Below are 12,459 nucleotides of genomic sequence, written 5' to 3'. Positions count from 1 at the left end.
TTACCATTTGGATTACTGAGTTACATTTTTCAAAACATCGTCGATCATTTGACTGTTTGCAATTGTACCTGTATACAACCAGCTGGAATCCTTACCAAAATCGTATACATGGCCTTCTTTAACGGCTGGAATTCCCGCCCATACAGGATCTTTTACAATATCTTCTTTACTTACGTTTTTGCTGTTCACGATAAAGATATAATCCGCATCCAGCTCGGCCAGCTTCTCCAGCGATAAATTACTCCAGTTCGCCTTAGCTGTTTTGGAAATCTCCTGTACGACTTGTGGAATCTTGAATCCCAAATCCTTATACAATACATCACCGCTGGATAGATTCTGGTTTACGACATACACATTTTTATCCGTTACCCACAATGCCGCCGCAGTTTTTTGTCCTACCGTCTGACTCAGCTTGGCTTTAGCCTCTGCTGCTTTTTTGTCGTAGTTGCTCACTGCCTGCTTCGCTTCACTGCTCTTATTCAGCACCTCACCCACGGTCAGCAGCTCTTGACGCCAATCATTGTTCATATTAGTGCCTACCACGTAGGTTGGAGCAATCTTAGAGTATTGATTATATTTGTCGCCTTCCACCATGTTCGCACTGTCCATAATGATTAAATCAGGTTTGAAGTTCAGAACCGCCTCAAACGGAAGATCTGAAGCAATGGTAGGAACGTCCTTCAGTTCTTTTTGCAGGTAACCTTGAACTGAATTTTTCCCTACCGACCATTGGGCTACAGGTTTGACCCCCAGCGCAACCAGATGATCCTCCAGATAAGAAGCGATCACACGCTGAGGCTGAGCCGGAATTTTTACCTCATGCCCAAGTGCATCCTTCAGCACCCTTTCCTGTGATGTTGGTTCCGCTGATGTATTATTGGTCCCTTGGGAAGCGCCATCGGTTGCCGTAGGACTTGATGTGCCTGAGCACGCGCTGAGCAGCAGGGTAAAACTAAGCAATAAAATAAATGCCATGGAATGCTTTGCGTTACTATTCATTCGTAAAATCCCTTCATCATGATTTTGATAATGATTATTATCCTCAATAACAGTATGCAGGGGGCCACTTATCGAATCAATGGAACATCCGGACATGCTTAATGGATTATTCAGACTGGTATCTCTCACAAAAGCAGATGAATATAGGCTGTCCCGGTAATGAACCGGGGATACACCCGTATATTTTTTGAATGCGCGACTAAAGAAATAGACATCCGGGTACCCCACACTGACAGCGATATCCTGCAAAGTCGCATCCGTCTTCCGCAAAAGCTCCTTCGCCTTGTCCATTCGCAGTTGAATCAAGTACATAATCGGGCTACAATCCGTTTGTTTTTTAAATAACCGGGTCAAATGTCTCGGACTGCATTCCAACAATCCGGCCAAACGTTCCAGCGTTACGGACTCCGCATAATGGACCTGCATAAATCGAATCGCCTGTGTCACGATATCCCGTGCAGAAGTTCGAGCCTCCGGTTCCTGCAATTGCCGTATACATTCATATGCAAAATCATAGAACCGACCCTGAGCCTGAATCTTGGATAGCGTCTCTTGGTCCTGCCATGCATCATCCAGTAGTTGCAGCTTTTGATACAGTATAACCGGATAGGGCGGTATAAAACCATGAGCTATCGAAGGATGATTATACACCGTATGTCCAGATAGAGAAGTCGCTTTATATAGTACAAGGATATATTCTATCCCGCATTGCGAGGGTTTCATATTCAGTTCAAAGCCTTTGCTGCCATGCAGTACGTACCCTGAATGTGGCGTATCCTTCCAATCACCATCCAAACGCACGCTACCCTGCAATACAAATACAAAAGCCTGCGCTGGAAGACGATACGGTTGAAGCAACGCTTCTGGCTCCAGTCGAATATGCCGGACATCCATGACACGGATCGACGAATGGAGCCATAGGGACAGCAGTTTGTTTAACTCATCAGCTTCATGTCCCTTGCTCATCCCGATATAGGAACCTGCCTGCTTTTGCCGATCCTGCTTCACGTATCAAAGCCTCCGCTTCATAAATATCATACTTTTTTTCCAAACCAACCTCATTATATATCATCTTTTACTGCGTCTACCATGAGACAAATATTCCTGCGCGAAACAAGGTGAATATACCATTTCCATGGTACAATTTGTATAAAAACAAGATTTAAAATACATAGGGGGTTTGACAGCATGAGCGGTCCCAATATTGCATTGAGTACAGGAGCTAATGCACCATTCGGTAAGGAAGATACAGTGCGGGTCACCATTACATGGAAGCATGCACCTGCCGAACTGGATGTTAGCTGTTTTATGGTAGGAGCAGACGGAAAGGTTTCCTCAGATGACTATTTCGTTTTTTACAATCAACCCGCTGACCCGCACGGCCATGTACGGTTACAGCGTCCAAATGACAGAACCACTGAGTTTACTGTAGCGCTCCAGGAACTGGAACGAACCGGGGTGGAAAAATGTGTGTTTGCGGCCACACTGGACGGCCCAGGTACTTTTGCCGATGTGGTCGGCTGCTCAGTTACTGCTCAAGGCAAGCAATCCCATATCACCTACAGCATCACCGAAGCCACCAGTGAGACATCGCTTGTACTGGCAGAAGTGTATCGTCATACGTCTGGCTTTAAGCTTCGCGCAGTTGGACGCGGTTTCAACGGAGGACTAAAGCCGCTTGCCGAGGCTCACGGTGTCACCGTAGAGGAGACGGAATCGCCAGCAGCACCGTCAGCGGATACAACCAGCGTGAAGAAGCCTTCTCCTGTGAATGGAAGAATTAATCTGCTTAAACAGAAGGTACAAATTTCACTCCAAAAGAAGCAGATAGACCGTGAAAAAGCACGAGTAGCGGTTGTATTCGATGCTTCTGTTTCTATGTTCAAATTGTACACGGGTGGGACGGTGCAAAAAGCCTGCGAACGTGTGTTGGCTGTAGCCGCCTGTATGGATGACAATGGTGAAATGGATGTATGGTTTTTTGCAGACAAAGCCAAGCGTGCTCCAAGCGTCACAGAGAGGAATTTCGAGAATTACATTCATAGGAATTATGCTGAGCCTAGTGAAGATAGTGAGCTGGGGTGGGGCAATAACGAGCCGGAAGTCATGAAGGATATCATACTTAAATACACAAAGGAAGATCCCAACGATATAATCCCGACCTACATTATCTTTTTCAGTGATGGAGGTATTTATGAACAGAAAAAAATAGAACAGCTGCTGATTAAAAGCTCAAGCACTCCGATTTTCTGGCAATTTGTAGGTCTTGGTAAAGCCGATTACGGAATCCTTCGAAAGTTGGATAAGATGCGCGGCCGCGTAGTGGATAATGCAGATTTCTTTGCCTTGGATGACATTGACTCCGTGACAGACGAAGAATTGTACGACCGTCTGCTGAATGAGTTTCCTGGTTGGCTCAAGCAAGTGCGGGCTAAAGGAATATTGCGGAGCTAATCCTTCACCGCAATGCGATACTCCTACATGATCACTTAAATATCCACCGAGCAGAGCAATAGAGGCAGAATGACCGCAGATAGAGCAATCATCAGCGCCAGCATTCTGCCTCTGTTTTCTTCAGTTTGTCCTTTATCGATTTCAATCTCCCTACCAGATCCTATTTCTTTCATTTCCTAATTGGATATTTTCATGTAGTATAAGTCTAATTGAAGTAACCCTGTTTGGGCTATGCTGAAGCTATACACTATATGAAGGAGGATTTCATATTGAAATCAAATGAAGCAACTTTGCACAAAAAGCTGCTCCCACGGCATATTACCTTTATGGCTATGGGTGGAGTCATCGGAACGGGAATTTTTAAAGGAAGTACCGAAACGATTAGCTTGGCGGGACCTGGAGTTATTTTATCCTATGTCTTCGCGGGACTCCTGCTCTTGGTCGTTATGGGCGCAATTGCCGAGATGGCTACCGTCTATCCCAACATGAATATGAAGGATTTTATTCGCAAAGCTTTTGGAGAACGACTGTCCTTTATTATCGGCTGGTTGTATTGCTTCATGTGGCTGGCCGTCTGTATCATTGAGGTCATTGCTGCGGGAAGCTTCCTGCAATATTGGTTGCCAGATGTTCCTCTATGGGTACTCAGTTTAGTGAGTGCAGCTTTCATTATTGTCGTCAACATGCTGAGTGTCGGCGGTTTTGGGGAGCTAGAATTTTGGCTTGCGGGTATTAAGATTGCCATGATTATTATCTTCATCGCCTTGGGTGGCTGTATACTGTTCGGGATTATTCCCACTGAAACTCCACCTTATCTAAGCAACTACGCGCAGCACGGCGGATTTCTACCCAATGGCTGGTTGGCTATCTTTTCAGCGCTGCTGGTCGTTACCTTTTCATACGGCGGGTCCGAGCTGATTGGACTGACGTTGACGGAGACAGAAAATCCGGAAAAGGTACTGCCTAGAGTGGTTAAAAGCTTTATTCTTCGCGTTGTTTTGTTCTATACGTTGCCCATTCTCATCATTTGTGGCTTGATTCCCTGGAACCAACTGGATGCGAATACCAGCCCGTTTGTACAGGTATTGTCTTCTGTAGGGCTTCAAGGCTCGGCTCATGTCATGAACTTTATTCTGATCACTGCTGTACTGTCTGCCGCCAATTCGGGGATTTACGGGGCTACACGTATGCTACATTCGCTGGCTATCAATGGAGAAGGTCCCAAATCACTCGCCCGCTTATCTTCAAACGGGGTTCCGGTAAATAGTCTCAAATTGTGCGCTGTAGTCCTGATTGTCGGTTCCATGGTTGCTTATGTCGCTCAGGACGGGCTGTTCCGTATTTTGATGGCTGTACCTGGCTTCGTCGTGTTGCTCGTCTGGAGCTGCATTTGTCTGTCCCAATTGAAATTGCGCAAATCTTATCCAGTGGAGCCTACTTTCAAGATATGGGGATTCCCCTATGTAACGGCGGTTACAGTGGGATGCCTATGGGTCATTGCGTTCCTATTCTTGCTTGACCCGCAAAATCGCATCAGCATTAGCGTGTGCGTGGCTTTCATGGCATTTCTAATCATCTGGTCTTTGGTGAAATTCCGGAGAAAGCAGGCGTAAGCAGCACATGATTCAATCGTATCTATTTCCTGTTTCGTATGCCTTTCTTGCGTTTCCTTTTGCTGCGTTATTGTTTACACTGCCTTTTCTAATCGTGCAATATCGCAGGCATGGCTATATTCACAAAGCTAGAGCATGGCTGCTTTACTTGATGCTTTTATACTTGATGAACGTCTTCTTTCTGGTCATACTCCCGCTTCCGGCATCGCGTCATAATGCTGCATTAGCCGGGGGAGCGTTGCAGTTGATGCCCTTGCAGTTCGTTCATGACATTATAAGAGAAACATCCGTCTCACCCGCCCATCCCTCCAGCTATGTTCATTTGCTGAAGGAGCGCGCTTTTCTGCAAGTCGTTTTTAACGTTGTGATGACCGTGCCTTTCGGTATGTTCTTACGTTATTATTTCCGTGCACGATGGGGATGGTGTCTGATTCTGTCCTTTATCCTCTCCCTCTTCTTTGAGGTGACGCAGCTGACAGGACTGTATGGATTTTTTGACCATGCGTATCGCGTGTTCGATGTGGACGATCTATTGGCTAATACCTTGGGCGGTATGCTAGGCTTTCTATTAGGCGAATGGTTTTCACGCTTCCTGCCCCGCTTGGAACATCTGGACAAGCATGTGGACATGGCAACGAAGCGAGTGTCCTATACCCGACGGGGCGTAGCCTTTTTCGTGGATTCTATCATATGGATCGGGCTGCTCGGCATCATGGAGTCTCTGCATGTTCCTGCTGCTTTCTGGGTTTCCAGTGGGGTCTACTTTATGGTGGTCCCTTACTTAACGAATGGACGAACTCCAGGGAAATGGCTGGTGCGTATTCATCTTATAGGGACAGGACAACGGATTTCCCTGTGGGGGCTCATCAAGCGTTACAGTCTCTTGTATTGGTTGTATTTTGGACTTAATTACGTACTGGGTGGACCCGTGCTGTGGTCTCAAGTCTCTCCATGGGTAAGTGTTCTGATCAGCCTTTTGTTGTTGGTGATGAATGGATGGTTTTTTTTCCATCTGGTCATACGTCTAATCAAGAAAGCCCCGTTATTTTATGAGGAGCTTAGCCATACTTCGCACCAAATTATATGGCCCAAGCATTATCATCATCCTCAGAATGACACCGCTGATTCGGCAGAGACGTCGGGAGAAAATACCGTGACATGATAACCGAAAGACTGACAACGTGATAAGCACCCGCGATCTACGTTGCATCCAAGCAAATAAAAAACAGGCGAAGCAAAGGAATTTCCTTTGTCCGCCTGTTTTTTTATGTTGTGTATAGATGTTAGTTCGTTTTCCTTATTTCCACTGTGCAATTTGATCAATGGGCAATCGTGTGGACGGATGACCATCGTTGATACCTTTACCCATGGAAATGAGCATAACAGGGACATAACGATCTTTGTCCAGACCAAAGGCTTCAGCAATTTGATCCTTTTCAAAACCACCAATAGCGTTAGTGTCATAACCATGAGCGCGCGCTACCAGCATAAGCTGCATGGATACCAAACCACCGTCAATCAGGACCGTTTCTTTGTTCACAACTGGATCAAGCGCTGCAAAATGGGCTGCTACTTTTTCCTGTTGCATTTCTTTAATGTCTTTTGGCATATAGCCCAGTTCTACAGCTTCTCCGAAAATTTGTTCGAAATTATCAAAGTTGTTCAAATCTCCAAACACAGCGATCACTGCCGAAGATGTTTCTACTTGACGTTGGTTGAAACGGGCCAATGGCGCTAGTGTGGCTTTACCTTCTGGGCTGTCAATGACGAGGAAACGCCAAGGTTGCAGGTTAATGGAAGATGGTGCGCGCGTAGCTTCCGTCAAAATCTCTGTCATTTCCTCGCGGCTGATCTTCACGGACGGATCGTATACTTTTACAGAACGACGTCCCAGGGCGATTTCTTTAAAATCATTCGTTTTTACAGTACTGGATGTGTTCGTATTATTCATTCCAATCTCTCCTTATCCCTCTGTGGGTATAGTAATGTTAAAAAAATGTTGTCAGTCCATATCGGATATATGACTATTCATCACTTGCAGCATATCAGCTAGTTGGTGCCGTTGGGTCTCGTCGAAGCTCTGTAGCAGCTGAGCTACAAACTGCGAGCGCTCCTGCTTAAAGATGACAATGCGTGCACGCCCATAATCGGTCAGGCTTACCAAGGTAACCCTGTTGTCCTCTGGCTTCGTGCGTCGTGTGACCATTTCTGTCGCTTCCAGTTGTTTCAAATGGCGCGTTACGGCTGCAGCATCAATGCCAACCTCTTTTTGCAGCAGAGTTTGACTAATCTCCTCCACTTGATACAATTTGCACAATAACTGCAATCTGGATGCGCTGACTCCTGCACAACGCTCAAACTTGGAGCTAATCTGCTTGTTCAGCAACAACAGCATGTCAAAAATATACTCAGGTTCGGATGGTGTCTGGGTGATATCAATCTCTCCTCCCTTAAGCATATCGCTGGGCTTCATGATCCGACCTTTGATCTATCAATTATTGATCTATCAAGTAATATACATCCTCTTTAAAAATAAATCAAGTCCCTGAGAAAAATAAAGTGCTCTTTGCAAATAAAAGCTGAGCGGCTCACACAGGGCCACTCAGCTTTTGTTTTCATTAGCTTACTTATTCAATCATCAATCATCATGTAATAGGAGATAAGGGTTGGTATACCGTTAAGTTAAATAATCCCGTGGGACAGCATTGCGTCAGCCACACGCACAAATCCTGCGATATTGGCTCCGACAACCAGATTGCCCGGCACGCCGTATTCCTCAGCCGCCTTCACGCTGTTAGCATAGATATTTTTCATAATATCATGCAGCTTAGCATCCACTTCCTCAAAGGTCCATGACAGGCGCATGCTGTTCTGCGACATTTCAAGCGCCGAGACCGCTACTCCGCCTGCATTGGCTGCCTTGGCTGGTCCAAACAGAACCCCATTGTCCAAAAACACTTCAATGGCCTGTAGCGAGGATGGCATATTGGCACCTTCGCCAATAGCTTTTACGCCATTACTTACCAGCAGCTGGGCTGCTTGCTCGTCAATTTCATTCTGTGTTGCGCATGGCAGTGCGATGTCGCATGGGATCGACCAGATCCCCGAACAGCCTTCTGTATAGATTGCTCCTGGACGCTCTTGAGTATACTCGCTAATCCGCAGACGATTCACTTCTTTCAGCTGCTTCACCAGCTTCAGATCGATACCGTCTGGATCATAGATGTAGCCATTCGAGTCACTACATGCCACGACTGTAGCACCGAGCTGCTGTGCTTTTTCAATCGCATAAATGGATACGTTCCCCGAGCCCGACACGACGACGCGTTTTCCTTCAAAGGACGATCCCTGCGCCTGCAACATCTCGTTTACAAAATATACACAACCGTAGCCAGTCGCTTCTGTACGTGTGAGACTGCCTCCGTAATGAATCCCTTTACCCGTCAGGACGCCACCTTCATGTCCTCCGCGAATCCGCTTGTATTGTCCGAACATGTAACCGATCTCGCGGCCACCTACTCCAATATCCCCAGCCGGAACGTCGGCATCTGGACCAATATATTTATACAACTCAGTCATGAAGCTTTGTGTAAAACGCATCACTTCGTTATCTGATTTCCCTTTGGGATCAAAATCCGAACCGCCTTTACCACCACCGATGGGAAGACCCGTCAATGCATTTTTGAAAATCTGCTCAAAACCCAAAAATTTGACGATTCCCAGATATACAGACGGATGGAAGCGAAGTCCACCTTTATAAGGCCCTATCGCACTGTTAAACTGCACGCGGAAGCCGCGGTTGACCTGTACAACCCCCGCATCATCCACCCAAGGTACACGGAAGGTAATGACTCGCTCCGGCTCCACTAGCCGTTCCAGAAGCCCCTGCTGCATATACTTAGGATGCTTAGCCAATACCGGAATTAGCGAATCCAATATTTCCTTGACGGCCTGATGGAATTCATTCTCATGAGGATTGCGCGCGATAACCTTCTCAAAAACGGACTGCACATATTCGGCTGCTGCTTTTTGACTCTGCTCTGGACGGATCATGGTCATTATTTAATACACCCCTTTTATAATTAGCCCCTCTGTTAAATGACGGAACGACGTTATTCTGCACCTTCGAGAGTGGAACTTTATGTATTCATAAAATTTAGTTAACTATACATGATTTTTTATAATAATACATCTAATTCGCCTATAAAAAATTTTTGTATCCTTCATCAAATAACTCTATGAACCTCTCATTGCCTGTTAGTTTATTAAAGCTAAATCCCTTGATTCACGGGCTTTTTTCACGATTTCTAAGGCCCTAACACCTTACTCCACATGGCATTATAATGTGAACAAATTGAAACTAAAACATACAGCACATCTGGAAAATATGGAAATAAAAAAGAGGCTGCGCGCAGGGCGTAGCCTCCTTTCCCATTCTTTTACACATAAAAAGCTTCAAGCTGACGCACAATTTCTGCCTCGTCATGCTCTACCACCTGCTGATGCTGCGATTTGGAGAACAATTGTTCAATTTGCGCCGGGAACTCCTGCTTGATGTCCACCAGACGGATGGCTTCATCAAATTTGGCCGGATGCGCTGTCGCAAAGGTCACACATACTTCATCCGCGCCATTATACGCCTCATACGCAGCAATACCGCATGCCGTATGGGGGTCCAGCAAATAATCGTACTCGGCTTTGTATTTTTTGATCAGCTCCAGACACTGCTCATTCGAAGCACCCAGCGCTTCAAAATCCTGCTGGACACGCTTCAAATCCTCTGCACCGATCACAATCCGTCCCTCGGTTTTGAGGTTATTCATGTATTCAGATACCTTGGCTGTATCTTCACCGAGAAAGTAATACAGGTATCTTTCGAAATTGCTCGCCACCTGAATATCCATCGAAGGACTGTATGTGCTTTTAAAGTCGCCTGGCTTGTATTCGCCTGTCTTCACGAAGCGCTCCAAAATATTATTTTCATTGGTGGCAATAATCAGCTTATGGATCGGCAAGCCCATTTTTTTCGCAAGAAAGCCAGAAAAGATATTGCCAAAGTTGCCGGATGGCACGCTGATATTAATCTTTTTCGTACCGGCAGACTCCTGCGCCCGGAAATAAGCATAAAAGTAATATACGGTTTGCGCCAAAATGCGCACAAAGTTAATCGAGTTAATTGCCCGCAAATGATGTTTAGCTTTGAAATCCAGATCGGCAAACAGGTCCTTAATGACCTTCTGACAATCGTCAAAGTTCCCTTTGACGGACAGATTCAATACATTTTCATCGTCAACTGTCGTCATTTGCAGCTCTTGTACCTTGCTCACCTTTTGGTGTGGGTGCAAAATACAGATTTTAATGCCTTCCTTGCCACGCACGCCCTGAATAGCTGCTGCCCCGGTATCGCCTGAGGTTGCACCCAAAATGTGAATGATCTCATTCTGCTTTTTGGACACATAGGAATAAAACTCACCCATAAATTGCAGCGCCACATCCTTGAACGCGAACGTAGGCCCGTGGAACAGTTCCAAAATAGACAGGGAATCGTTGATCTTCTTCACTGGCGTAACTTCCGGGTGACGGAAGCTCGCGTAACTGCGCTCCACCAGCTGCTCCAAATCTTCACGAGGAATCTCATCATTGATATACAGCGCAAAAACTTCCAGCAGCAGCTCTCTGTAGCTCAATGTTGCCCATTGCTCCAGCGTAGCTGCCGACACGGTCGGAATCTGCTCAGGTACCATCAGACCTCCATCGTCAGCTAACCCCATGAGCACGGTATCAATAAATCCCTTGGCTTCTACTCGACCTCTAGTGCTTATATATCTCATATACATCCCCCAATAAAAATTCAATTCGAACCTTTTTTCGAATATATTATTGTCTATAATACCCTGTCGCGGTGCTGTAACCAAGCCTTTTTTTCATATTTCACAGACTTTCTCCTACTTTACCATACCCTGATGCATCAGGCATCTGTAATCACTAGGCAATCGGAACGTCAGAAACAGGCCGTGAGTCTGAAAAAAGAAGGCTGCTCCAGTCATTAGGAACCTGAAATCGAGAGTGCAGCCAGCTTGAGCGAAGGGGATGTGCAGCTTCCCGTAAAACGCAAATCGTTGCCAACTTCCTCTACCTGCTGCAACACGTCAAAGAAGTTGCCCGATACGGTGATCTGATTGACTGCTCTGACCACTTGCCCCTGCTCAATCCAGTATCCCAGACAAGCCAGCGAAAAGTTACCGGACGCCGTATTCGTACCCGCATGCAGCCCTTGCAACTCGACGATCATCAACCCGCGATCCGTCTTGCGAATCATGTCCTCCAACGTAGACGTCCCTGGTTCCACATACAGATTATGATACGACACACCAATTTTACCGTTATAGCTGCCCTTGGAAGCATTAGAGGTACTTTCCACCCCAGCCTTGCGGGCCGTCTTGCGGTTATGGAAATACGTCCGTAGTTCTCCGTCCTTGATGATCTCGTTACGATGGGTTGCGCAGCCTTCGGCATCAAACGTACTGCCTGCGGGAACGTTCTCCATCAGCGGATCATCAATCAGCGTAATGCGCTCGCTTGCCACCTTTTGCCCCAGTTTCCCAGCTAATCGCGAAAAGCCTTTATCCACCGATTCCGCTGAAAATACCGACGTATACGCAGCCAGCAATTGCGCTGCTGCATCATGACGGAAAATGACCGGATAGTTATCCGATTGGATCGTGTGCGCACCCAGCTTGGAAACAGCCTCTTTTACGGCTTTACGCGCCACATCCGCAATATCGATTTCCTCCACGCTCCGCAGCGAATAATCATGCCAACCCCCAGTTACCGTCTCGTCATGGTCTGCTGCAATCACATACACATAAGCGCTCGCCAGACTTTTGCGACGATGGCAGTGCAGTCCTTTTGTATTTACTATCAGAACCTCATTTTCACGAATGCTGACCGAGCAATGCCGAGCCATCACAATCCGTGGATCTGCGGCAAGCGCTGTACGTTCCATTTCTAGCGCCGCCTCGATCAGAATCTCAGGAGCCGTGTCAGCCAACGCTGCGGCATAAGCAGGCTGCTCAGGGTAACTCTCAGAGCCTGCGAACAGCTCATCCTGCTCCTCGCTTTCCAATATGTCCGCGTTGCTGCGAGCCTCTTCCAATAAAAAGTCGATCACGTCCGGTTCCAGCTTCTCTGTAGAGGCATAACCCATTTTCCCGTTAATGACACCCCGAAAGGAAAGCCCACCGTTTTCGACGATGGTATATTGGTCAATTTCTCCCTTCAGTACCTTCACTGAGGTAGAACGTCCATTTACATAGTAGATTTCCATATCCGCGTAGCCGATTTCCCGGCCTTTTGTGAACAACGCTTCCTGAAATTGCTGAATATTCATCGC

9 protein-coding genes are annotated in these 12,459 nt (G+C 46.5%); 3 read left to right on the top strand and 6 right to left on the bottom strand.

The genetic code is table 11. The features are described from left to right. Positions 1 to 12: 12 nt before the first annotated feature. Positions 13 to 2,007: an AraC family transcriptional regulator gene (locus MHB46_RS22545; RefSeq protein ID WP_341163482.1), complete on the bottom strand. Its 1,995-nt coding sequence runs from the start codon at positions 2,005 to 2,007 to the stop codon at positions 13 to 15. Between the two features lie 180 nt (positions 2,008 to 2,187). Here MHB46_RS22545 and MHB46_RS22540 point away from each other — a divergent pair, with 180 nt between their 5' ends. The 3 genes from MHB46_RS22540 (at position 2,188) to MHB46_RS22530 (ending at position 6,228) form a co-directional block, all read left to right on the top strand. Next, positions 2,188 to 3,453 carry a VWA domain-containing protein gene (locus MHB46_RS22540; protein ID WP_341163481.1) on the top strand — a complete coding sequence of 422 codons (1,266 nt, stop codon included), beginning with the start codon at positions 2,188 to 2,190 and terminating at the stop codon, positions 3,451 to 3,453. 269 nt (positions 3,454 to 3,722) lie between these two features. Continuing rightward, complete coding sequence (locus MHB46_RS22535) at positions 3,723 to 5,066, top strand: amino acid permease (protein ID WP_341163480.1); 1,344 nt, start codon at positions 3,723 to 3,725, stop codon at positions 5,064 to 5,066. Between the two features lie 7 nt (positions 5,067 to 5,073). Then, a complete protein-coding gene (locus MHB46_RS22530; RefSeq protein ID WP_341163479.1) occupies positions 5,074 to 6,228 on the top strand; it encodes a VanZ family protein in 1,155 nt (384 codons plus the stop codon). Positions 6,229 to 6,363: 135 nt separating this feature from the next. Here the strand turns inward: MHB46_RS22530 and MHB46_RS22525 are convergent, their stop codons facing one another. From MHB46_RS22525 to MHB46_RS22505, 5 genes are all read right to left on the bottom strand, one after another. After that, the gene (locus MHB46_RS22525; protein WP_013311378.1) at positions 6,364 to 7,017 is read right to left on the bottom strand and encodes a nitroreductase family protein; all 654 of its coding nucleotides are present in this window, start codon (positions 7,015 to 7,017) and stop codon (positions 6,364 to 6,366) included. A gap of 51 nt (positions 7,018 to 7,068) precedes the next feature. Next, complete coding sequence (locus MHB46_RS22520; protein WP_311083590.1) at positions 7,069 to 7,461, bottom strand: MarR family winged helix-turn-helix transcriptional regulator; 393 nt, start codon at positions 7,459 to 7,461, stop codon at positions 7,069 to 7,071. A gap of 287 nt (positions 7,462 to 7,748) precedes the next feature. Continuing rightward, positions 7,749 to 9,125: an NADP-specific glutamate dehydrogenase gene (gene gdhA, locus MHB46_RS22515; RefSeq protein ID WP_341163478.1), complete on the bottom strand. Its 1,377-nt coding sequence runs from the start codon at positions 9,123 to 9,125 to the stop codon at positions 7,749 to 7,751. A 380-nt stretch (positions 9,126 to 9,505) separates the two neighbouring features. Next, the gene (thrC, locus tag MHB46_RS22510; RefSeq protein WP_341163477.1) at positions 9,506 to 10,897 is read right to left on the bottom strand and encodes a threonine synthase; all 1,392 of its coding nucleotides are present in this window, start codon (positions 10,895 to 10,897) and stop codon (positions 9,506 to 9,508) included. Between the two features lie 215 nt (positions 10,898 to 11,112). Further along, on the bottom strand, positions 11,113 to 12,456 hold the full coding sequence (locus MHB46_RS22505) for a TldD/PmbA family protein (RefSeq protein WP_341163476.1): 1,344 nt from the start codon (positions 12,454 to 12,456) through the stop codon (positions 11,113 to 11,115). Positions 12,457 to 12,459: the final 3 nt, after the last annotated feature.

The sequence above is a fragment of the Paenibacillus sp. FSL H7-0703 genome, from assembly GCF_038003485.1.
Classification (GTDB): domain Bacteria; phylum Bacillota; class Bacilli; order Paenibacillales; family Paenibacillaceae; genus Paenibacillus; species Paenibacillus polymyxa_B.
This window is presented reverse-complemented; position numbering and strand designations above follow the sequence as displayed.